Origin of the sequence: Amycolatopsis bullii, from assembly GCF_014654205.1 — a bacterium.
Taxonomy (GTDB): domain Bacteria; phylum Actinomycetota; class Actinomycetes; order Mycobacteriales; family Pseudonocardiaceae; genus Amycolatopsis; species Amycolatopsis plumensis.
Map to the genome: position 1 here is coordinate 1 of NZ_BNAW01000001.1, position 21,508 is coordinate 21,508.

General features: G+C 71.6%; 20 protein-coding genes. 13 read left to right on the forward strand and 7 right to left on the reverse strand.

Going from position 1 to position 21,508, the window contains the following annotated elements; translation table 11 throughout:
* Positions 1 to 159: 159 nt before the first annotated feature.
* Positions 160 to 1,092: a DUF1996 domain-containing protein gene (locus IE317_RS00010; protein WP_191305923.1), complete on the reverse strand. Its 933-nt coding sequence runs from the start codon at positions 1,090 to 1,092 to the stop codon at positions 160 to 162.
* 214 nt (positions 1,093 to 1,306) lie between these two features.
* On the opposite strand from IE317_RS00010, the gene IE317_RS00015 reads away from it, so the two are divergent.
* Positions 1,307 to 3,439, forward strand: a complete 2,133-nt coding sequence (locus IE317_RS00015; RefSeq protein WP_191305924.1) for a discoidin domain-containing protein — start codon at positions 1,307 to 1,309, stop codon at positions 3,437 to 3,439.
* A gap of 1 nt (position 3,440) precedes the next feature.
* Here the strand turns inward: IE317_RS00015 and IE317_RS00020 are convergent, their stop codons facing one another.
* Positions 3,441 to 3,779: a VOC family protein gene (locus tag IE317_RS00020; protein ID WP_191305925.1), complete on the reverse strand. Its 339-nt coding sequence runs from the start codon at positions 3,777 to 3,779 to the stop codon at positions 3,441 to 3,443.
* Between the two features lie 73 nt (positions 3,780 to 3,852).
* Between IE317_RS00020 and IE317_RS00025 the strand changes: the two genes are divergently transcribed.
* The 4 genes from IE317_RS00025 (at position 3,853) to IE317_RS00040 (ending at position 7,189) form a co-directional block, all read left to right on the forward strand.
* Entirely contained in the window at positions 3,853 to 4,731 is an 879-nt protein-coding gene (locus tag IE317_RS00025; RefSeq protein ID WP_191306362.1) for a helix-turn-helix domain-containing protein, read from the forward strand.
* Positions 4,732 to 5,072: 341 nt separating this feature from the next.
* Positions 5,073 to 5,507 carry an XRE family transcriptional regulator gene (locus tag IE317_RS00030; RefSeq protein ID WP_191305926.1) on the forward strand — a complete coding sequence of 145 codons (435 nt, stop codon included), beginning with the start codon at positions 5,073 to 5,075 and terminating at the stop codon, positions 5,505 to 5,507.
* 20 nt (positions 5,508 to 5,527) lie between these two features.
* A complete protein-coding gene (locus IE317_RS00035; protein WP_229902382.1) occupies positions 5,528 to 6,118 on the forward strand; it encodes a hypothetical protein in 591 nt (196 codons plus the stop codon).
* A 9-nt stretch (positions 6,119 to 6,127) separates the two neighbouring features.
* Positions 6,128 to 7,189 carry a hypothetical protein gene (locus IE317_RS00040; protein ID WP_191305928.1) on the forward strand — a complete coding sequence of 354 codons (1,062 nt, stop codon included), beginning with the start codon at positions 6,128 to 6,130 and terminating at the stop codon, positions 7,187 to 7,189.
* A 22-nt stretch (positions 7,190 to 7,211) separates the two neighbouring features.
* Here the strand turns inward: IE317_RS00040 and IE317_RS00045 are convergent, their stop codons facing one another.
* Together IE317_RS00045 and IE317_RS00050 are read right to left on the reverse strand one after the other, a co-directional pair.
* A complete protein-coding gene (locus IE317_RS00045; RefSeq protein ID WP_229902383.1) occupies positions 7,212 to 7,724 on the reverse strand; it encodes a 2'-5' RNA ligase family protein in 513 nt (170 codons plus the stop codon).
* 87 nt (positions 7,725 to 7,811) lie between these two features.
* The gene (locus IE317_RS00050) at positions 7,812 to 8,189 is read right to left on the reverse strand and encodes a hypothetical protein (RefSeq protein ID WP_229902384.1); all 378 of its coding nucleotides are present in this window, start codon (positions 8,187 to 8,189) and stop codon (positions 7,812 to 7,814) included.
* A gap of 197 nt (positions 8,190 to 8,386) precedes the next feature.
* Between IE317_RS00050 and dinB the strand changes: the two genes are divergently transcribed.
* The 5 genes from dinB to fdhD all read left to right on the forward strand — a co-directional run bounded on the left by dinB (position 8,387) and on the right by fdhD (position 13,280).
* Entirely contained in the window at positions 8,387 to 9,577 is a 1,191-nt protein-coding gene (gene dinB, locus IE317_RS00055; RefSeq protein ID WP_191305930.1) for a DNA polymerase IV, read from the forward strand.
* A gap of 145 nt (positions 9,578 to 9,722) precedes the next feature.
* A complete protein-coding gene (locus IE317_RS00060; RefSeq protein ID WP_191305931.1) occupies positions 9,723 to 10,004 on the forward strand; it encodes a hypothetical protein in 282 nt (93 codons plus the stop codon).
* A gap of 219 nt (positions 10,005 to 10,223) precedes the next feature.
* Complete coding sequence (locus tag IE317_RS00065; RefSeq protein WP_191305932.1) at positions 10,224 to 10,634, forward strand: histone-like nucleoid-structuring protein Lsr2; 411 nt, start codon at positions 10,224 to 10,226, stop codon at positions 10,632 to 10,634.
* 512 nt (positions 10,635 to 11,146) lie between these two features.
* Complete coding sequence (locus IE317_RS00070) at positions 11,147 to 12,445, forward strand: OFA family MFS transporter (protein WP_191305933.1); 1,299 nt, start codon at positions 11,147 to 11,149, stop codon at positions 12,443 to 12,445.
* 1 nt (position 12,446) lies between these two features.
* Positions 12,447 to 13,280, forward strand: a complete 834-nt coding sequence (gene fdhD / locus IE317_RS00075) for a formate dehydrogenase accessory sulfurtransferase FdhD (protein ID WP_191305934.1) — start codon at positions 12,447 to 12,449, stop codon at positions 13,278 to 13,280.
* Here the strand turns inward: fdhD and IE317_RS00080 are convergent.
* Genes IE317_RS00080 through sucC form a run of 3 tightly spaced genes read right to left on the reverse strand, consistent with a single transcriptional unit; the run spans position 13,268 to position 16,104 of the window.
* The gene (locus IE317_RS00080; protein ID WP_191305935.1) at positions 13,268 to 14,074 is read right to left on the reverse strand and encodes a LysR family transcriptional regulator; all 807 of its coding nucleotides are present in this window, start codon (positions 14,072 to 14,074) and stop codon (positions 13,268 to 13,270) included. The two genes, fdhD and IE317_RS00080, sit on opposite strands and share 13 nt — an antisense overlap.
* Entirely contained in the window at positions 14,074 to 14,955 is an 882-nt protein-coding gene (sucD, locus tag IE317_RS00085; protein ID WP_191305936.1) for a succinate--CoA ligase subunit alpha, read from the reverse strand. The genes IE317_RS00080 and sucD overlap by 1 nt, the downstream gene beginning before the upstream one ends.
* 3 nt (positions 14,956 to 14,958) lie before the next feature.
* A complete protein-coding gene (gene sucC / locus IE317_RS00090) occupies positions 14,959 to 16,104 on the reverse strand; it encodes an ADP-forming succinate--CoA ligase subunit beta (protein WP_191305937.1) in 1,146 nt (381 codons plus the stop codon).
* A gap of 245 nt (positions 16,105 to 16,349) precedes the next feature.
* Here sucC and IE317_RS00095 point away from each other — a divergent pair, with 245 nt between their 5' ends.
* The 3 genes from IE317_RS00095 to IE317_RS00105 are packed head-to-tail and all read left to right on the forward strand — an operon-like array spanning position 16,350 to position 21,458.
* Positions 16,350 to 18,086 carry a thiamine pyrophosphate-binding protein gene (locus IE317_RS00095; RefSeq protein WP_229902385.1) on the forward strand — a complete coding sequence of 579 codons (1,737 nt, stop codon included), beginning with the start codon at positions 16,350 to 16,352 and terminating at the stop codon, positions 18,084 to 18,086.
* A 14-nt stretch (positions 18,087 to 18,100) separates the two neighbouring features.
* Positions 18,101 to 19,330: a formyl-CoA transferase gene (gene frc, locus IE317_RS00100; RefSeq protein ID WP_191305938.1), complete on the forward strand. Its 1,230-nt coding sequence runs from the start codon at positions 18,101 to 18,103 to the stop codon at positions 19,328 to 19,330.
* A 1-nt stretch (position 19,331) separates the two neighbouring features.
* Positions 19,332 to 21,458, forward strand: coding sequence for an acetate--CoA ligase family protein (locus IE317_RS00105; RefSeq protein WP_191305939.1), 2,127 nt, complete (start codon positions 19,332 to 19,334; stop codon positions 21,456 to 21,458).
* The last annotated feature ends 50 nt before the right edge of the window (positions 21,459 to 21,508 follow it).

Here is a 21,508-nt window from a genome sequence, read left to right on the forward strand (position 1 = left end):
TGAGGGCGGCCGCCAGCGCGTTCTCCGTCATCGGCACCACCAGCTGCAGCCACGCCACATCGGTCGGGTTGAAAGGTGAGGCGGCGGGGGCGGGGCCGGTGGTGGCGCAACCGCCCACGATCAGCGCCACCACCGCCGCCGCCCCCGGGAACGGCCGTCTCACGGACGGCCGGGCAGCCGGTAGTTCGGCCCGAGCACCGTGCCGCGGTCCGGCTTGTAGAGGTCGAACCCGCGCGGGTCGCACTGCAGGCCGCCGTTGATGCAGTGCTTGACCAAGGCCTCCAGTGTCGGCGGGTCCCACGCGTTGAAGAAGTCGTAGTGCCACGAGTACCCGCGTCCGCTGGCCAGGTGCACGCCGGACATGTCGCCGCTGACCGGGAACGCCATCTTGAACTCGAGCATCGGCACCGGCACCGGGTGGTCGGCCGGGCACGTCAGCGTCGCCCGGTCCGGGTACGCCATGTGGCTCTTGTGGTCGGCCGAGTCCAGGTGGACGCCGTCCCAGCAGCTCGGCGCCTGGTAGCGGATGTTGAGCTGGCTGCCGGCGACGCACCGGACCGGGATGTCCCAGTTGTGGAAGCTGTCGCCGCACTCCCAGCCCTCGACGGCGCCGGTCGCGTGCTGGAACTCGTCCTGCGTCGCGGTGACGCTGCCGACGACGTACCGCAGCCCGGGCGGGAACGGTACGACCTTCGTGTAGTCGAGGATGCCGGACTTGTAGTAGACGACCTGCGCGAAGTTCGGCAGCACCACCTGGCTGCCGTTCAGGACGGTCGGGAACCAGTACGCCGACAGGTCGTCCGGCGCCAGGCACGTCGTGTTGCCGACGCCCGCGTTCTGCAGCGACTGCAGGGTCGTTGCCGCGTTGGTGGTCTTGTTGCCGAGAAACGTGTGGTCGTGCGACGCGCCGGGCAGCCCGGGGAAGACGATCGGGTCGTCCGGCTGGTGGTGGCTGGGGGAGCAGTTGACCTGGAACTCGTGGTGGGTCACCAGGTCGTCGGCTCCGGCGGGCGACCAGGTGGCCGCGGTCAGGAAGGCGCCTGCCAGCACGGTGGCGGCGGTGCAGGCGAGGAGCGCGGCTTTCGTTGCCAAGGGTCCTCCACGGTGAGGGGCCAAGGATGGGAGAGCGCTCTCCAACAGCATGCGCACCCGGTCCCGGCCGTGTCAAGGAGCACCCGGATCGCCCGCCGGACAGTCCTTGTCGGGTTCGTGGGCGAATCTTGACAACGCGGGGGGGCGTGCCGAACCATCGAGCGCGCCGGAGAGCGCTCTCCGTCTCCGTTCCCCTTGCCGTACGGGAGTCATCGTGGACCGACCGTCGCTCCTCCGTGCCGTCCCGGCGCTGGTGGCCCTGCTGGTGCTGGGCCTGCTCGCCGGCCCTTCCCCGGCCCACGCGGCCACCCTGCTCTCCCAGGGCAGACCCGCGACCGCGTCGAGCAGCGAAGGCGCGGGAACCCCGGCGGCCGCGGCCGTCGACGGCGACGCGGGCACCCGCTGGGCGAGCGCCTGGAGCGACCCGCAGTGGCTGCAGGTCGACCTCGGCGCGCCGGCCGACATCAGCCAAGTCACCCTCAACTGGGAAGCCGCCTACGCGACCGCGTACGAAATCCAGGTTTCGGACGATGCCGGTACTTGGCGGACCGTGTACAGCACGACGACGGCGGTCGGCGGTGTGCAGAACCTCGCCGTCTCGGGTCACGGCCGTTACGTGCGCTTCTACGGCACCCACCGCGCCGGCGGCTACGGCTACTCACTGTGGGAATTCCAGGTCAGCGGCACGCCGGGGACGCCGACGCAGGACGGCCCCGGCGTCACGCGGGTGACCGGTTCGCAGGGCAACTGGCAGCTGACCGTCGACGGGACACCGTGGACCGTGAAGGGCCTGACCTGGGGACCGCCGGTGAGCGAGGCCGGAACGCGGATGCCGGAGCTGCACGCGATCGGCGTCAACACGGTTCGGACCTGGGGCACGGACGGGAGCAGCCGGCCGTTGTTCGACGCCGCCGCGGCCAACGGCATCAAGGTCGTCGCCGGCTTCTGGCTGCAGCCCGGCGGCGGCCCGGGCAGCGGCGGCTGCGTCGACTACACCACCGACACGAACTACAAGAACACGATGCTCGCCGAGATCCGGAAGTGGGTGGACACCTACAAGGCGAACCCCGGCGTGTTGATGTGGAACGTCGGCAACGAGTCGATCCTCGGGATGCAGAACTGCTACTCCGGCACGCAGCTGGAGCAGAACCGGATCGCCTACACGCGCTTCGTCGACCAGGCCGCGCAGGCGATCCACGCCATCGACGCGAACCACCCGGTCACCTCGACCGACGCCTGGACGGGCGCGTGGCCGTACTACAAGGCGTACGCGCCGAGCCTCGACCTCTACTCCGTCAACTCCTACGCCCAGGTCTGCCAGGTGAAGCAGGACTGGCTCGCGGGTGGCTACACGAAGCCGTACATCATCACCGAGACCGGCCCGGCCGGCGAGTGGGAGGTGCCGAACGACGTCAACGGCGTGCCTGCCGAACCGACCGACCCGCAGAAGCGCGACGGGTACGTCAACGCCTGGAACTGCGTGCTCGCGCACCCGGGCGTGGCGCTCGGCGCGACGCTGTTCCACTACGGCACCGAAGGCGACTTCGGCGGCGTCTGGTTCAACATCACGACCGGCAACGAGAAGCGGCTCTCCTGGTACGCCGTCCGCAGGCTCTATAGTGGACAGACGGGCGGCAACACGCCGCCGGTGATCTCGTCGATGAACCTCAGCCGCGTCACCGACGTCCCGGCCGGCTCGACGTTCACCCTCACGGCGAACGTGTCCGATCCGGACGGTGACCCGATCACCTACACCATGGGCTACAACAGCAAGTACATCGACAACGCGTCGGGGCTGATCCCGGCGCAGTTCACCGGCACCGGCACGTTCACCGTCACCGCGCCGCAGCGGCTGGGCGTCTGGAAGATCTACCTCTACGCCCGGGACGGCCACGGCAACGTCGGCATCGAGACGCGGTCGCTGCGCGTGGTCGCCCCGCCGGTGCCGGGCACGAACCTGGCCCGGGGCCAGGCGACCACGGCGTCGACCTACCAGGCCGACGGTCCCGGCGCGCCCTACCCGCCGCAGGCCGCCACGGACGGCGACGCCGCGACGCGCTGGGCGAGCGCGTGGGCCGATCCGCAGTGGCTGCAGGTGGATCTGGGCAGCCGGCAGGCGTTCGACCACGTCCAGCTGATCTGGGAGGCGGCCTTCGGGAAGGCCTACGAAATCCAGGTCAGCGACGACGCGGCGAACTGGCGGACGGTGTACTCGACGACGGCGGGCGACGGCGGCGCCGACGATCTCGCGATCGCCGCCACCGCCCGCTACGTCCGGATGTCCGCTACCCAGCGCGGCAGCGCGTACGGCTATTCGCTGTACGAGTTCGGCGTCTACCGCCGCTGACTCACCCCGGGATCAGGCAGAAGAGGTGCCCCTCGGGGTCTTTCAGGACGACCCAGTCGGCGCCACCGGGCTGGAAGTCCGGCTTGGTGGCGCCGAGCGCCTCGAACTCCTCGACGGCGGCGGCGAGATCGCCGACGCGGAGGTCGAGGTGGGCGTGCTTGGCGTCGTCCGGCCAGGACGGTCCCCGGTACCCGGCGACGCGCTGGAACCCGAGGATGCCGAGCTGGACGGTGTCGTCGTCCTGATAGGTCACCTCGAGGCCGAGTCCCTTGGCGTAGAAGGCGGCAAGTGCGGCCGGGTCGGCGCAGTCGAGGACGATCGTGGTGAGTTCCGCGGGCATTTCCCGACTCCTTTCGTTCTGCGGTCACTCTTCCGGGTGGGCCGGGCCGCGGTCTTGAAGATCCTTGCGGGAACTGTCGGACCCCCGGCGTAGCGTCCGGGCCGTGTTGGAAGCAGTGGAAATCGCGGCCCGCCCGGGGTACGCGGTGAGCGTGGTGACGTGCGCGGACGACCACCCGGGCTGGTCGCCGCCCGAGGTGGCGGAGGGGTACCGGATGGTGCTGGTCCGCCGCGGCCGGTTCCGCCGTCACGCGCGCGGGGTGGTCGCGGACACCGACCCGGCGGTGGGGTACGTCGCGGAGCCGGGGGAGGAGGAGCGGTTCGCCCACCCGGCGGGCGGAGACGTGTGCACGTCGGTGACGTTCGGGCAGCACCGCTGGCACCAGCTGGCGGGTTCCCGGCCGGCCCGGCCGACCGTGTACGTCGACGCGCGGCTCGACTTGGCGCACCGCCGGGTGGTGGCGTCGGTGGCCGACCCGGACTACGCGCTGGCCGAGGGATTGGTGGAACTGGTGGGCCTCGCGATCGCGCAGGCGGCTTCGGCCCCCGTGTCCGGCGGCCGGGGTGACGACGGCGCGTTGGTGTCGCGGGCTCGGGAGGCTCTTGCCGCGGATGTGCCGGCTGCCGTGGGGTTGTTTCCCTTGGCGGAGCTGCTGGAGGTGTCGCCGTACCGGTTGAGCCGGGCTTTCCCGCGCGAGGTCGGGGTTTCGCTGACGCGGTACCGCAACCGGATCCGGGTCGGCCGGGCGCTGGATCGCCTGGAGGCGGGGGAGGAGGAGCTGGCGAGGCTGGCGGCGGAGCTGGGCTTCGCGGACCAGGCGCATTTGACGAGGACGGTCCGCGAGCACACCGGAGCGACCCCGGCGGCACTCCGTCGGCTGCTGGCGGGTGAGCGGACGGGGGCTGCCGAGGGGGTCGGGCGGGTTCGAACGGAGAGGGAGCAGAGGGGGTGACAGGGGGTTGAGTGCGTTCGAGTCCCGCGCGAGCTGAAACTGTCGGCTGATTCCCTGGCGCGCGGCGCCTTCGCCGAAGCACCCACCTCGTCCGCTGCTACTCTCCGGCCGAGGCGAGGGGAATGGCTGAGGTGGGGCGGCGCGGCGGGAACCGGGTCAGGCGCGTGGTCACCCCCAGCGGCCACGTGAGTCACCCGCGGGCCGCTGCGCCACCCCGGGCCGGCGTCACGTTTCCGAAACGCCGGACAGGAGTATCGTAGTCTTTCCGGTACAGGCGGTGTCAAGTTTTCGGAACAGCTACCCTGTTCGGTGTCACGTTTCATGGCGGCAGGTGGTGTGTGGTGAGCGAAGAGCGCAGTTTCGCCGAACGGCTGGCGCACCTGATCGCGACCGTGCACCCGCCGGACCGCAAGCCGTACTCCTACCGGGAGATCGCGCACGGCGTCGCCGAGCAGACCGGCGTCACGATGTCGGCGACCCACGTCCAGCAGCTGGCCGTCGGCGCGCGCAAGGATCCGAAGCGTTCCCACATCCAGGCGCTCGCCCAGTTCTTCGGCGTGCCGGTGACCTACTTCTTCGACGACGAGGTCGCCGGGCAGGTCGACCGGCAGGTCGAGGACGTCGTGGCGTGGCGCGACAGCGAGGCGCGGAACCTCGCGCAACGAGCCATGCGGCTCTCGCCGCGCGACCGCGAAACCGTGACCGCCCTGCTGGATCAGCTCAGCAGCTACGACGACACCCGGGGTCGCGCTGGCCGGCGGCGGAAACCGGAGTGACCGCGCGCGCCTCGGCTACGATGACCTCGTCCGTGTTCGCGCCCCGGTGCACCCGGCTGGCGCCCGGTGACCGGGGAGGACCCATCGACGAGCACGGCCTGCCTGCCCTCCGCGACCGGGCACGCGAGCGCGTGCGGGCGCTGCTCGCCGCCGTCCCGCTGCCGCGGCCGTGGTCGATGAACGCCTGGGTCGACGCCCTCGAGGCGTGGCGCGGGCGCGAGATCGACGTCGTCCCGATCGCGTACCGGCCCGGTCAACCCTCCGGTGCGTGGCAGGCCCGCCCGGACTACGACCTGATCGCCTACACCGAGCACACGTCGGCGCTGCACCAGGACCACATCATCGCCCACGAACTGGCCCACATGCTGTGCGCGCACACCGGGACCTGCCTGCTGTCGGAGGCCGAGGCCGCCGAGCTGGCCCCGGACCTGGCGCCGCGGGCGTTGTCGCACCTGCTCACCCGGGTCACGACCGGGACCGACGAATACGAGGCCGAACTGATCGCCGTGCTGCTGCTGAGCGCGGCGACGAGCGAGCCGCCCGCCGTTCAGCCGGGCGCGTCCGGCCGGGCGGCGGACCAGGCTAGGCGGCTGGCCGCGCTGCTGGGATAGTCACGTCCCGTGATCGACCTGCTTTTCTTCGGAGTCGGGCTCTTCGCCCTCTGCGCCGGCATCTGGCGAGCGGCCCGCGCACGACGCACCGGCGCGGGCGCGGGCCTGGCCCTCTCGCTCATCGCGCTGGGCGCGGCGTTCTGCTTCCTGGCCAACCGGGCGCAGCAGTTCGAAAGCGAGATCTACCCGAGCCTCGGCCGGCTGCTGTCGAACCTGGCGACGATGGTCGCGGCGTACGGCATCGGCCTGACGGTCGCCGAGATCAGCGGCACCCGCGACCGGGGCCGCCGCACCCGGGTGTTCGCCCTCGGCGTGGCGTTGGCGGTGCTGGTGGTGACGTTCTTCAGCACGCCCGGACTGCCCCGCGGCCTCGGCCTGTTCGACGAGCTGTACCGCACGCACCCGACGCTGGTCGTCTACGTCTTCACCTACACGGTGTACTTGGGCTTCGCGGTGCTCGACATCGGCTTCATCGCGGCGGTGACGATCCGGGCGAGCGAGGGCGCGCTGCGTGCGGGGCTCGCCCTGTTGCTGCTGGCGTCGGCGTTCGCGGTCGCCTACCTGGGCGGGAAGGTGGTCGCGACGATCCGCGCCCTGCAGGCCGACCACCCGGCGAAGGCGGTGTGCCGCGGGCCGTTCTCGACGCTGCCGTGCACCCTGGACGTCGGGTTCCCGGCGGTGTCGGTGTTGCTGATCGTCGTGGGCTTGACGATCCCGGCGGTCCCGGGCCTGGCGGCGTCGCGCCGGGACGCCCGGACGCTGCGCCTGCTCCGGCCACTGCGTGCCCACCTGACGCGGCGGTTCCCGGAAATCGCCCGCATCGACCCGGCGGGCCCGTCCCGGCGCGAGCGCCTGCTGACGGCGATGAGCGAGACCAACGACGGCCTGATCCTGGCGGGCGTCACCCCGGACCTGCCCGCCGCGACGGCGGCGAGGCTGGTGCGTGACCTGCCGGACGAGCCGTCCGAGACCGAGCCGCCCACCGCGGCGGCCGAACCGTTCGCCGCGGACGTGGCGCGGCTGCGGGCGATCGCCCGCGCGTACCGGAAGCTGGAGAACGCCGGCCCGTAGGCGGCCGGCGGTCGCCGACCGTTCACCCGCCGAACGGTGCCTCCAGCCGCAGCTCCCAGCCGCGATCCGTGAGGGCCACCAACTGCAGGGCCGCCGCGCGGTCGACCAAGGGCAGCAGCGGCCGCACTTCCCCGGCGACCTGCTCGAGGGTCTCGGCCGAGCCACCCATCGCGACCGTCACGTGCGCGGCCGGGCGAGGACCGAACCGGCCCCCGTACGGGAGAACCTCCGGCCACCGCACACAAACCGCATCGGCGATCGCCTGCAGGGCCGGAGCCGCGAGAGCCACGAAACCCGGGGTGACCACCAGCTCGGTCAGCGGCACTTCGGGAGGCGGAAAGCCCGCCGCGAGGGACCGGACCGCCGTCAGGACCTCATCGGTCAGGGCGTTGTCCGGCAGGAACGGATAGAGCGCCGTGACGTGGGCGGGCAAGCCGGGACGGACGAGAGCGGGATCGATCCGCCGGGCCGCGGCCAGCGCCGGCTCGGCAGCGGGCAACAGGATCAGCAACGCGGTGGTTCCGGGTGCGGGCACCCCCGCATGATGGCAGCAGGCCGCGCGAGGAAGGTCGCCGGGAACCGGCTCGACGGCACGGAAAGCCCGCCGGCGGCCGACGTGCCCTCAGGCGGCAGCCGTCTCCGGGAAGCGGTTCGAACGGGCCAGCGCCAGGCTCCTCCGGCACAGCTCGACCAGCTCCTGGTTGGCCCGGCTGAGCGGAATCCGCCCGCAGAGCCCGCACCGGATGGTCACCTCGCCCGCGAGCTCGTCCACCGCGACCAGCGCCTGGTGATCGCAGCGACGGCACCACCGGTACCCCGTCGCCGGGTTGCTGTGCACCGGCGAGGCCACGCAGTCGTGCAGCCAGCGGCGGTGGATGCGGCAGGTCACGCGGTCGGTCGGATCCAGGCCGCCGGTGTCTTCTGTGCGGTCTTCGCGCGCCAGCGTGGCCGCCAGCAGCCGCTGCCGCGGTGCGGCCGGCCTGTCCTGCGGACTCGGCATGGCCCACGCGTGGTGGTCGCCGCATCGGCACTTCTCGGTCATATTGCCCCCAGTCGTCGGGTTGTTCGTTGGGTCGAGTGTGAGCTGGGCTACACACCGTGGACAACCGGAAAAACGCCTAATTTCGACCGGCGGCACGTCACCCGCGGTAGGCGGACGAGCGGACTTCGGCGTACGGGTATGCGAACATGTGTTCTATGACCGACGAGGGGCCCATCCTGCACGCCGACCTCGACTCGTTCTACGCGTCGGTCGAGCAGCGCGACGATCCCGCGCTGAAGGGGCGGCCGGTGATCGTCGGCGGCGGGGTCGTGCTCGCCGCGAGTTACGAGGCCAAGGCGTACGGCGTGCGCACCGCGATGGGCGGCGCGCAGGCCCGCCGGCTGTGCCCGCACGCGGTCGTCGTGCGCCCGCGGATGTCGGCGTACCTCGCCGCCAGCCGCGCGGTGTTCGAGGTCTTCCACGACACGACTCCGTGGGTGGAAGGCATCTCGATCGACGAAGCTTTCCTGGACGTCGGGGGATTGGCGAGGATCGGCGGGCGGCCGAGCCACGTCGCCGAACGGCTGCGTGCGGCCGTCGCCGAGCGGGCCGGGCTGCCGATCACCGTCGGGGTGGCGCGGACGAAGTTCCTCGCCAAGGTCGCCAGCCGCGTCGCCAAGCCCGATGGCCTGCTCGTCGTCCCGCACGACGGCGAGCTGGCGTTCCTCCACCCGCTGCCGGTCTCGGCGCTCTGGGGTGTCGGCAAGGTCACCGCGGAGAAGCTGCGGGCGCGCGGGATCACGACCGTCGGTCAGCTGGCGGCGTCCGAGCACGTCGACCTCGTCGGCCTGCTCGGCCGGGCCGCCGGGGCGCACTTGCACGACCTGGCGCACAACGAAGACCCGCGCCGCGTCGAGATCGGCACGCGACGGCGCTCGATCGGGGCGCAGCGGGCCCTGGGGCGCGGCAGGCGGACGCCCGCCGAGCTCGACGTCGTGCTCGTGGCGCTGATCGACCGGATCGCCCGCCGGTTGCGCGCCGCCCGCCGGGTCTGCCGGACCGTCACGATCCGCCTGCGTTTCGCCGACTTCTCCCGCGCCACCCGTTCGCACACGCTGACCGACCCGACCGCCGGCACCGGTGTGCTGCTCGCCGCGGCGCGGGAACTGCTCGTCGCCGCGCTGCCGCTGATCGCCGACCGGGGGATCACCCTGCTGGGCGCGGCGCTGTCGAACCTGGCCGACGAAAACCCGTTCCAGCCGGCGCTGCCGTTCGAGCGGCAGCGGGCGACGGAGCTCGACACCGCTCTCGACGCGGTGCGGGACCGGTTCGGGAAAGCGGCGGTCACCCGCGCGGTGCTGCTCGGCCGTCCGGACGACCTCGAAGTGCCGATGCTGCCGGACTGAGCGGAAAAGCCGGCGCCACGATTTCCGAGCCAAGTGACACCGAGCCAGCTGACGAACACGGGGCGAAACGGGTCGAGTCCACTCTGGACGAGCCGTTCCCGGGATCGCCGGGTGGTCGACCCCGGACACCCGGAATCGTCGTGACGTGGTCCGATACGCGAACGAATCGAGCCCGGTGGCCGGAATCACATACTGGTCTATACCGGAATTGACGCGCATCACGCGCGCTCCGGCTCCGGCAGACCGCTTCGGTGCGGGCAGCGGCCAGGATCGGGTGAGTGTCGTGGAGCCGGTGGTAGCGCAGCAGTTCCTCGGCGCGGAGCTGAGCAGGTACGCCGTCGACGAGCAAATGTGCTGCTCTGCGGCGGCGGCCGTGAAGTCGGTGTGGCTGATCCGGGGTGTATTAGCGGAAATCCCGACGAGGTGATGTCGTCACGGTATCGATTCGACTTCGAGCATATCACGAAATCAAATTCTCGCCGAGACGACGAGCATTTCGGCTCGGTCGCGGGTCACTCTGGACGCGGGCGAGCCGCTCGTCCGAGCGGCCATTGTGGACGCTTCCGGGTGTCGCGCGTGCCGGGCATGATTCGACAGGTTATGGTCTGTCCGACCGTGTTGTGGAGAAGATGAGGAACGACGAATCATGGCGCAACGGGTGCAGGTCCAGATGGTGGACGACCTCGACGGCAGCGAGGCTTCGCAGACCGTCCCCTTCAGCCTCGATGGGGTGACCTACGAGATCGACCTGTCGGAGGAGAACGCCTCGGCGCTGCGGGACGAACTGGCTCGCTACGTCGCCGCCGCGCGGCGCATCGGCGGCCGCAAGGTTCGCCTGGCGAGCGGGCAGTCGCTGTCCGGCCCGTCCGGCTCGGGCACCGACCGCGAGCGCAACCGGCAGATCCGCGAGTGGGCGCAGGCGAACGGGTACGAGGTCGCCGAGCGCGGCCGCCTGTCCAGCGAGATCATCGCCGGCTTCGAAGCCGACCAGGCCGCGGCGGCCGAACCGGCCGAAGCCAAGCCGGCGCGCAAGCGAGCGACCCGCAAGAAGGCTTGAAAGCCGGGTCCGCGCCGGCGGAGCCGCGCCATCCGGCGCCGCTTCGCCGGCCGGTTACCGCTTGAGCTCGCGCGTGGCGTTCGGTATCTTTTTCGTGCCGCGCCGTCACGCCGGGTGTTCGATGTGGACGGCTTTGCCGGTTCTCGGCGTCGCCGACCGGACAGTTCCCGGGCCGGGCGGGCGGCGAAGGCTTGTCGGAGAGCGGCTCCGATGGCCAGACTGTCAGTGCTCCGCGCGGCCGGTACCGCGGTGGAGCACCGGTCCGGTGGCCGCCTCCTCCCTCGATGGCCACCGGGCCGCCTCCTCTTCGCGGCGTGAGAGCCGCTTCGCCGGGCCGCCGTCGGGCCGCCTCGCGATGAGACCGCTTCGCGCGGTTACGCGAGCCCGGCGCACCTGCCGCCCGCTCGGCCATCCGGGCGCCCCCTCCCGCTTCCGGTAGACAACGGCCCCGCCCTGGCGCACACTCGGACTACTCCATACTGCATACAATCTTCCAGCAGGAGGCGGTCCTCATGGCCGAGGTGCGCGAGCTCCGGGATGTCTACGGACGGCGGTACCGCGTCGGGGAGTCCGACCGGGATCTGCTCGGCCGGCCCCGGGCGTGGATCACCTGGCTCGCCGCGGCCGCGATGCTCGCCGCCGGGGTGCAGCAGTACGGGTTCGGCGCGATCGTGCCGTCGCTGGGCCGGATGCCCGGCTGGACGTTCGGCGGAATCGTCCTGTCGCTCGCGGTGTGGGCGATCTGCCAGGCCGGAGCCGCCTTCCCGGTCGCGTGGCTCCGCGACCACGGCCTGCTCCCCGCGCCCGTGGCGATGGCCGCCGGCGCGGTTCTGTGCGCCGCCGGGCTCGTGACGCTCGGCCACGCCACCAGCCTGCCCGCCGTGTTCCTCGGATACTCGGTGCTCGGCGGCCTCGGCACCGGGCTGGTCTACGCCACCTGCGTCGGCGCGGTGCTCGCCTGGTTCCCGGACGGCACCGGCCCGCGCGCGGGCATCGTGAGCGGGGCGTTCGCCTGCGGCAGCGTGCCCTTCGTCCTGCTCGCCGCCGCTCTGCCGGCGGCGCGGCCGGTGCTCCTGGACGTCACCGCCGCCGTCGTGCTCGTCGTCATCGCCGGGTGCGCCGCGCTGCTGCGGTACCCGCCGCGGAACTGGTGGCCCGCCACACCCGAACCCCGCGCCTGGGCGCTCGACCGGGCGCACAACCGGCGGCCCGCGGTCCGGCACTACCGGCCGGCCGAACTGTTCCGATGCCGGACGACGCTTTCGCTGTACCTCGTGGTCGTGCTCGCGGCCGCCGTGCTGCTGTTCGACCTGGCCTACCTGGCGACGTTCACCGCCGCGCGCAGCGGGCCCGGGCTCGCCGCCGCCGCGCTGGCGCTGCTCGCCGCGGCCACCGGGGGCGGCCGTGTCCTCATCGGACGGCTCGCCGACCGGCTCGGCCGGCACCGGATCCTGCGCTTCGCCCTGCTCGCCGGCGGGCTGGCCCAGTTCGTGCTCTTCTACTCGGGCGAACACCGGCACGCCGTCGGCCTGCTGCTGGGCGTCGCGCTCGCCGGGCTCGGCAACGGCTGCTGCTACACGCTGCTCGTGGGCCTCGTGCGCGAGTTCTTCGGCGAGGAGTCGGTGGCCCAGAACTTCGGCATCCTCTACAGCGCCAAGGCCGTCGGCGCGGCCGTCGGGATCGGACTGGCCACGCTCGTCGTGACGGAGCACGGGTTCGTCGCGGCCGGCGTGCTGAGCCTCGCCGGGGCGGTGCTGTCCGGGCGGCTGACCCAGCCCGGCCGGCCCAAGTCGCTGCTCCCGGCGGCCTGACGTGGGGCGGATGACGAGCAGGCGGCGGGTCCTGCGCGTGCACGACGGCGGGCACACCACGCGGCCGGACACGCTGACCGTCGAGGAACCCCTGGAGATCCGGGTGGCCGGCAAGGCGCTCACGATCACGATGCGGACGCCCGGCGACGACTTCGACCTCGCGGCCGGGTTCCTGGTCGGCGAGGGCGTGGTCCGCGCGGCGGCCGACATCCGGTCGATCCGCTACTGCGCCGGCGCCACGGCCGACGGCGGCAACACCTACAACGTCCTCGACGTCGTGCTCGCCGACGGCGTCGCGCCGCCGGACGCCTCGGTGGAACGCAACTTCTACACGACGTCCTCGTGCGGGCTGTGCGGCAAGGCGAGCCTGGACGCCGTGCGCACGACGGTCACCTGGCCGGTCGGCGACGACCCCCTCGTCACCGACCCGGCGACCCTGGCCGGGCTGCCGGACGAACTCCGTGCGGCACAACGGGTTTTCGACCGCACCGGTGGCCTCCACGCGGCGGGGCTGTTCGACGCCGACGGGAAGCTGCGGTGCCTGCGCGAGGACGTCGGGCGGCACAACGCGGTGGACAAGGTCGTCGGCTGGGCGACGCGAGGCGGCGAGCTCCCGCTGTCGGGCACGGCGCTGATGGTCAGCGGGCGGGCGTCGTTCGAGCTGGTGCAGAAGGCGGTGATGGCCGGGATCCCGTTGCTGGCCGCGGTGTCGGCGCCGTCGTCGCTGGCGGTGGACCTGGCCGCCGAGCTGGGCCTGACGCTGGTCGGGTTCCTGCGCGGGACGTCGATGAACGTCTACACGCGACCGGACCGCCTCGGCCTTCAGCCGAGCTGAGCGAGCACGGCGGCCACGGCCGGCCCGGCTTCGGCCCGGTGCACGGCGGCGAGCTGCCACGGAACCGTCCGCTCGAACCGCCGCACGGTGAGCTCGCCGAACCGCGCGGCGACGGAGGCGGGCAGCACGCAGGCGGCGAGCCCGGCCCGCACGAGCCCGGCGGCCACGGCGAGATCGTCGACTTCCAGCGAGACCCGGCGCCGGGGAAAAGCGCGGTCGACGGCCTCGCGGATGGCCCAGCCGGGTGGGAAGTCGGCCAGCGAGAGCGCGGAAAGGTCGGCCGGGGCGGAACGCACGCCGCCGGGTGCCGTGGCGAGGACCAGCTCTTCGGCGGGAAGAAGCGTGGTGACGAGCCCGTCCGATCCGGCGAGTCCATCGTCGGCCCAGGTCAACACCAGGTCCACGGTGGATTCCAGCGAACCGGGGCGCAGCTGGCGGATCTCCACCGCCAGGCCGGGATGGGTCTGCCGCAGCCGGGCCAGTACCCGATGGAGATCCGCCAGCAACCCCGGGCAGACCCCGATGCGCACCTCGCCGTCCACCGCGGTCACCGCCGCCCGTGCCCGCTCCGCCGCCTCGAGCGCCGCGCGGGCCGCGGGGACGAAGGCCTCGCCGGCGGGCGTCAGGACCACCCGGTGCGTCGTGCGGTGGAACAGCGGCGTTCCCAGGTCCCGCTCCAGCGCGCGGACCACCGTGGACACCGTCGACTGGACCGTCCGCAGGCGCTGGGCGGCCGCCGTGAACCCACCCTCCTCGGCGACCGCCACCACCACCGCCAGCTGGCGCAGCTCCATCAGCCCAGCAGCTCGCGGGCCAGCGCCGCCGTCTCGCTCGGCGTCCGCCCGACCCGGATCCCCGCCGCCTCCAAGGCGGCCTTCTTCGCCTCGGCCGTTCCCGCCGATCCCGACACGATCGCGCCCGCGTGGCCCATCGTCTTGCCTTCCGGGGCGGTGAACCCCGCCACGTACCCGACGACCGGCTTCGCCACGTTGGCGCGCATGAACTCGGCGGCCCGCTCCTCGGCGTCGCCACCGATCTCGCCGATCAGCACGATCAGGTCCGTCTCCGGGTCCTTTTCGAACGCCTCGACCGCGTCGATGTGGGTCGTCCCGATGATCGGGTCGCCGCCGATGCCCACGCAGGTCGAGAACCCGATGTCCCGCAGCTCGTGCATGAGCTGGTAGGTCAGCGTGCCCGACTTGGACACCAGGCCGATCCGGCCCGGCCCGGTGATGTCGGCCGGGATGATGCCGGCGTTCGACTTCCCCGGGGAGACGATGCCCGGGCAGTTCGGCCCGATGATCCGGGTCCGCCCGCCGGCCGCGACGGCGTGGGCCCACAGCCGCGCGCTGTCGTGCACCGGGACACCCTCGGTGATCACCACCGCGAGCCCGATCCCCGCGTCCACCGCCTCGATCACGGCGTCGGCCACGAACGGCGGCGGCACGAACAGCACGCAGACGTCGGCGCCCGCCGAGGCCATCGACTCCGCGACACTGCCGAACACGGGCAGCGAACGACCGGAGAACTCCACCTGCTGCCCGGCTTTGCGCGGGTTGACGCCGCCGACGACGTTCGTCCCGGCGGCCAGCATCCGCCGCGTGTGCTTCGCGCCTTCGGAACCGGTGATGCCGGAGACGACGATCCGGCTGTTCTCGTCCAGGAAGATGGCCACGGTTCAGACCTCCGCGATCGCGAGCTTCGCCGCCTCGCGGGCGGCGTCGTCCATGGTGGCCACCACGGTGACCAGGGGATGGGCGGCTTCGGCGAAGATCCGCCTGCCTTCGGTGACGTTGTTCCCGTCGAGCCGGACGACGAGAGGCTTCGAGGCCCGCGAGCCGAGGACCGCCAGCGACCGCACGATCCCGGTCGCCACCGCGTCGCACGCGGTGATGCCGCCGAAGACGTTGACGAACACGCTGCGCACCTGCGGGTCGCCGAGGATGACGGTGAGCCCGTCGACCATCACCTGCGCCGACGCGCCGCCGCCGATGTCGAGGAAGTTCGCCGGCCCCCGCGCGCCCGCCTCGGCCGCGGCCGCCGCCACGACGTCCAAAGTGGACATGACCAGGCCGGCGCCGTTGCCGATCACGCCGATGTCGCCGTCGAGCTTGACGTAGTTGAGGCCCTTCGAGCGGGCCGCACGCTCCAGCGGATCACCGTCCGCGGTGTCGTCGAACGCCGGGGAACGGCGGAAGGACGCGTTGTCGTCCAGGGTGATCTTGCCGTCCAGCGCGACGATCCCCGTGGTAGTCAGCGCCAGGGGATTGACCTCGACGAGAGTGCAGTCCTCGGCGACGAAAACGTCCCAGAGCTTCTCGACGACTCCGGCCACTTCGGCGCGGACGTCGGCGGGAAACGCCGCCGCGACGGCCGCCGGGTCGACGCCGGACAGCGGATCGACCGGCACGCGGACCAGGGCGTCCGGCCGGGTGGCCGCGACTTCCTCGATCTCCATCCCGCCTTCGGCCGACGCCATGGCCAGGAACGTCCGACCGGCACGGTCCAGCAGGAAGGACAGGTAGTACTCGTCGGTGATTTCGCTGGCTTCGGTCACCAGGACGCGGTGCACGGTGTGGCCTTTGATGTCCATGCCGAGGATGTCGTCGGCGGCCTGTTCGGCGTCGTCGGCGGTGTGCACCACGCGGACACCGCCCGCCTTGCCGCGTCCGCCGGTCTTCACCTGCGCCTTGACCACCACCGGACCCCCGAGGGCGACCGCGGCGGCCCGGGCCTCGGCCGGATCGGCGGCGACCCGGCCGCGGGGGACCGGCACGCCGTGCTTCTCGAAGAGTTCGCGGGCTTCGTGTTCGAACAGGTCCATGCGGGAGCGTCCTTTCCGCGGCGGGGCAGGGCGAAGGGCGTGGAGTGGTGGTCCGCGGGGGCCGGTTTTCGAGTCCGGAAAAACCCTGCGGATGGCCCTGGACACGGGCTGCTTGAAGAGTGACTATATGCCTACCCCATACGGTATGCAATCTACAGTTTGCCGCGAAGGGGCCGCTGACCTCGGAGAAGGCGACACGCACCACCGGACAAGAGAGATCCGGTGGCGGACCAGAGGAGTTGAGCATGGCGCTGACAACGACCGGCACCACCGCGGGGGAGAGTGCCGCGGCGACCAACGGCGCCGAGCCCGCGCCCGCCGAGATCTCAGGTGGTCACCTCGTGGCCAAGGCGCTGAAGGCCGAAGGGGTCGACACGATCTTCACCCTGTGCGGCGGCCACATCATCGACATCTACGACGGCTGCGTCGACGAAGGCATCGAGGTCATCGACGTCCGCCACGAACAGGTCGCGGCGCACGCGGCCGACGGCTACGCGCGGATCACCGGCAAGCCCGGCTGCGCGGTGGTCACCGCCGGGCCGGGCACCACCGACGCCGTCACCGGGGTGGCGAACGCGCTGCGCGCGGAAAGCCCGATGCTGCTGATCGGCGGCCAGGGCGCGCTGACCCAGCACAAGATGGGGTCCCTGCAGGACCTCCCGCACGTGGACATGATGACGCCGATCACCAAGTTCGCCGCCACCGTCCCGCACACCGCCCGTGTCGCCGACCTGGTGAGCATGGCGTTCCGCGAGGCCTACGCGGGTGCGCCGGGACCGTCCTTCCTGGAGATCCCGCGGGACGTCCTCGACGCGCGCGTGCCGCTGCAGAACGCCCGGATCCCCGAAGCCGGCCGCTACCGGGCGTCGACGAAGAACGCGGGCGACCCCGCGGACGTCGAGAAGCTCGCCGACCTGCTGGTGCACGCCAAGAAGCCGGCCATCCTGCTCGGCAGCCAGGTCTGGACCACCCGGGCCACCGGCCCGGCGACCGAGCTCGTCCGGACGCTGAACATCCCGGCGTACATGAACGGCGCCGGCCGCGGCACGCTGCCGCCGGGCGACCCGCACCACTTCCAGCTCTCGCGCCGGTACGCCTTCGACAACGCCGACGTCATCGTCATCGTCGGCACGCCGTTCGACTTCCGGATGGGCTACGGCAAGCGGCTGTCGAAGGACGCCACCGTCGTCCAGATCGACCTCGACTACCGCACGGTCGGCAAGAACCGCGACATCGACCTCGGCATCGTCGGTGACGCCGGGCAGGTCCTCGCCGCCGTCGCCGAGGCCGCGTCCGGCCGCACCGACAACGGCGCCACCGGCCGCAAGGCGTGGCTCGAAGAACTCCAGGCCGCGGAGGAAAAGGCGAAGCGGAAGCGGCTGCCGCTGCAGCACTCCGACGCGCGCCCGATCCACCCGTACCGGCTGGTGCACGAGATCAACGAGTTCCTCACCGAGGAGTCGATCTACATCGGGGACGGCGGCGACATCGTCACCTTCTCCGGCCAGGTCGTCCAGCCGAAGTCACCCGGCCACTGGATGGACCCCGGCCCGCTCGGGACGCTCGGCGTCGGCATCCCGTTCGTCCTGGCCGCCAAGCACGCGCGCCCGGACAAGGAGGTCGTGGCCCTCTTCGGCGATGGTGCCTTCAGCCTCACCGGCTGGGACTTCGAGACGCTCGTGCGGTTCAACCTGCCGTTCGTCGGCATCGTCGGCAACAACTCCTCGATGAACCAGATCCGCTACGGCCAGGCCGCGAAGTACGGCCTGCCGCGCGAGCGCGTCGGCAACACCCTCGGCGACGTCCGCTACGACGAGTTCGCGCGGATGCTCGGCGGCTACGGCGAAGAAGTCCGCGACCCCGCCGACATCGGGCCGGCGCTGCTGCGGGCGCGCGAGTCCGGCCTGCCGTCGCTGATCAACGTCTGGGTCGATCCCGACGTGTACGCCCCCGGAACCATGAACCAGACCATGTACAAGTGAGCGGAGGCCAAGGCATGGGTAAGGCACTGGAGGGCGTCCGCGTCCTCGACATGACGCACGTGCAGTCCGGTCCGTCGTCGACGCAGCTGCTGGCCTGGCTCGGCGCGGACGTGATCAAGCTCGAAACGCCGGGCCGCGGCGACATCACCCGTGGGCAGCTGCGCGACCTGCCCGGCGTGGACAGCCTCTACTTCACGATGCTGAACGCCAACAAGCGCAGCATCACGCTCAACATGAAGAGCGCCGAGGGCAAGGAGGTCTTCGAGCGGCTCGTGTCCGGAGTGGACGTCCTGGTGGAGAACTTCGGCCCGGGCGTGGTCGACCGGTTCGGCTACCCGTGGGAGAAACTGGCCGCGCTCAACCCGCGGCTGGTCTACGCCTCGATCAAGGGGTTCGGCCCCGGCCGGTACGCCGACTTCAAAGCTTACGAAGTGGTCGCGCAGGCGATGGGCGGCGCGATGAGCACCACCGGCTTCGAGGACGGGCCGCCGACCGCGACCGGCGCGCAGATCGGCGACTCCGGCACCGGCATCCACCTGGTGGCCGCCATCCTCGCCGCGCTGTACCAGCGGACCTCCACCGGCCGCGGCCAGCGCGTCCAGGTCGCCATGCAGGACGCCGTGCTCAACCTGTGCCGCGTCAAGCTGCGCGACCAGCAGCGGCTGGCCCACGGTGCGCTGGGGGAGTACCCGAACGACCAGTTCGGCGACGAGGTCCCGCGCTCGGGCAACGCCTCCGGCGGCGGCCAGCCCGGCTGGGCGGTGAAGTGCGCGCCCGGCGGGCCGAACGACTACATCTACGTGATCGTCCAGCCACCCGGCTGGGCACCCCTCGCCCGGCTGATCGGCAAGGCGGAGCTGGCCGACGACCCGGCCTGGGCCACCCCCGAGGTCCGACTGTCCAAACTGGACAAGATGTTCGCGCTCGTCGAGGAGTGGACCGAGAAGCACACCAAGTGGGAAGTGATGGAAAAGCTCAACGCCCACAACATCCCGTGCGGCCCGATCCTGTCCACGAAGGAGCTGATCGAGGACGAGACCCTGGCCGAACTCGGCTCGGTCGTCGAGGTCCCGCATCCCGAGCGTGGCAGTTTCAAGACCGTCGGCTGCCCGCTCAAGCTGTCCGACTCGCCGGTGGAGATCGAACGGTCGCCGCTGCTGGGCGAGCACAACGACGAGGTACTGACCGAACTCGGCTACAGCGAAGCGGAACTCGAGAAGTTCCGCGCGGCGGGGGTGATCTGACGTGGCGGATCGCGCGGCGGTCGAAAGGATCCTGGCGCAGGCGGCGGCCGAGGGCCGGTCCTCGCTGACCGCGCCCGAGGGGCGTGCGGTCTGCGAGGCCTACAGCATCCCGACGCCGGCCGAGCGGCTGGCGACGACGGCCGAGGAGGCCGTGGCAAACGCCGAGGCCATCGGGCTGCCGGTGGTGCTCAAGATCGTCTCGCCCGACATCCTGCACAAGACCGAGGCCGGCGGCGTCCTCGTCGGACTCCGGGACGCCGAAGCGGTCAAAGCCGGCTTCGCGCAGATCATCGACAGCGCGAAAGCCTACGACGCCGAAGCGCGGATCCTCGGCATTCAGGTGCAGCAGATGCTCACCGAGGGCCAGGAGGTGATCATCGGGTCCGTCACCGACCCGACCTTCGGCAAGATCGTCGCGTTCGGCCTCGGCGGTGTGCTCGTGGAGGTGCTCAAGGACGTCACCTTCCGGCTCGCGCCGACGTCCGCCGAAGAAGCCCGGTCGATGATCGACGGTATCCAAGCCGCCGAAATCCTCCGCGGCGTCCGTGGCGCGGAACCGGTCGACCGGGACGCCCTCGCGGCGGTGATCACCGGCCTCGGCGAGCTGGTCACCGACTTCCCGCAGCTGTCCGAAGTGGACCTCAACCCGGTGCTCGCCACACCACGCGGGGCGACCGCGGTCGACGTCCGGATCCTGGTCGACCCGGACGCGGCGACCCAGCCGCACCGGTTCACCCAGGAGGAGATCCTCGCGTCGATGAACCGGATCATGAAGCCGGCGTCGGTGGCGGTGATCGGGGCGTCGGCCGAAGCCGGGAAGATCGGCAACTCGGTGATGAAGAACCTGGTCAACGGCGGGTACGCGGGGGAGATCCACCCGATCAACCCCAAGGCCGCCGAGATCCTCGACCGCAAGGCCCACCCGAGCATCACCGACGTGCCCGGCGACGTCGACGTCGCCGTGTTCGCCATCCCGGCCAAGTTCGTCCCCGCGGCGCTCGAGGAGGCCGGGAAGAAGGGCGTGGCGGGGGCGATCCTCATCCCGTCCGGCTTCGGCGAGACCGGCAACATCGAGCTGCAGGACCAGGTCGTCGCGATCGCTCGCAAGCACGGCGTGCGCATCCTCGGGCCGAACATCTACGGCTACTACTACACGCCGGAGAACCTGTCGGCGACGTTCTGCACCCCGTACGACGTCAAGGGCGGCGTGGCCCTGTCGTCGCAGAGCGGCGGCATCGGGATGGCGATCCTCGGCTTCAGCCGCTCGGCGAAGATGGGTGTCTCCTCGATCGTCGGCGTCGGCAACAAGGCCGACATCGACGAGGACGACCTGCTCACCTTCTTCGAGCAGGACGACAACACCGAGCTCGTCGCCATGCACCTGGAGGACCTCAAGGACGGGCGCGCATTCGCGGAGACGGCGAAGCGGGTCTCGCGGCGCAAGCCGGTCGTGGTGCTGAAGGCCGGCCGGACGTCCCAGGGCGCCAAGGCGGCGAGCTCGCACACCGGCGCGCTGGCCGGCAACGACAAGGTCTACGACGACATCCTCCGCCAGAGCGGCGTGATCCGGGCGCCCGGGCTGAACGACATGCTCGAGTACGCCCGGGGAATCCCGCTGCTGCCCACGCCGCAGGGCGAGAACGTCGTCATCATCACCGGCGCCGGTGGCTCGGGTGTGCTGCTCTCGGACGCCTGCGTCGACCACGGCCTCGACCTGATGACGATCCCGCCGGACCTCGACACGGCGTTCCGGAAGTTCATCCCGCCGTTCGGCGCGGCCGGCAACCCGGTGGACATCACCGGCGGCGAACCGCCCTCGACCTACCGCAACACGATCGCGCTGGGCCTCGAGGACGACCGCATCCACGCCCTGATCCTGGGTTACTGGCACACCATCGTCACCCCGCCGATGGTGTTCGCGGAGCTGGTCTCCGAAGTGGTCGAGGAGTACCGCGCGAAGGGCATCCACAAGCCCGTCGTCGCGTCGCTGTCAGGCGACGTCGAAGTCGAGGAGGCCAGCGACCACCTCTACGACCACGGTGTCGTCGCCTACCCGTACACGACCGAGAAGCCCGTGGCCGTGCTCGGCGCGAAGTACCGCTGGGCCCGGGCCGCGGGCCTGCTCTGAGCGTCCTCCGCAGGGGCTGGCCCACTCACCAGGAAAGGACGAAGATCCAC

Bases quoted from the DNA above. Each gene is read 5' to 3' on its own strand.
- IE317_RS00020 (WP_191305925.1), bottom strand. From the start codon at position 3,779: ATGCCCGCGGAACTCACCACGATCGTCCTCGACTGCGCCGACCCGGCC.
- IE317_RS00050 (WP_229902384.1), bottom strand. From the start codon at position 8,189: ATGCCGAGTCCGCAGGACAGGCCGGCCGCACCGCGGCAGCGGCTGCTG.
- IE317_RS00080 (WP_191305935.1), bottom strand. From the start codon at position 14,074: ATGGAGCTGCGCCAGCTGGCGGTGGTGGTGGCGGTCGCCGAGGAGGGT.
- sucC (WP_191305937.1), bottom strand. From the start codon at position 16,104: ATGGACCTGTTCGAACACGAAGCCCGCGAACTCTTCGAGAAGCACGGC.
- frc (WP_191305938.1), top strand. From the start codon at position 18,101: ATGGGTAAGGCACTGGAGGGCGTCCGCGTCCTCGACATGACGCACGTG.
- IE317_RS00095 (WP_229902385.1), top strand. From the start codon at position 16,350: ATGGCGCTGACAACGACCGGCACCACCGCGGGGGAGAGTGCCGCGGCG.
- IE317_RS00035 (WP_229902382.1), top strand. From the start codon at position 5,528: ATGACCTCGTCCGTGTTCGCGCCCCGGTGCACCCGGCTGGCGCCCGGT.
- IE317_RS00070 (WP_191305933.1), top strand. From the start codon at position 11,147: ATGGCCGAGGTGCGCGAGCTCCGGGATGTCTACGGACGGCGGTACCGC.
- dinB (WP_191305930.1), top strand. From the start codon at position 8,387: ATGACCGACGAGGGGCCCATCCTGCACGCCGACCTCGACTCGTTCTAC.
- IE317_RS00065 (WP_191305932.1), top strand. From the start codon at position 10,224: ATGGCGCAACGGGTGCAGGTCCAGATGGTGGACGACCTCGACGGCAGC.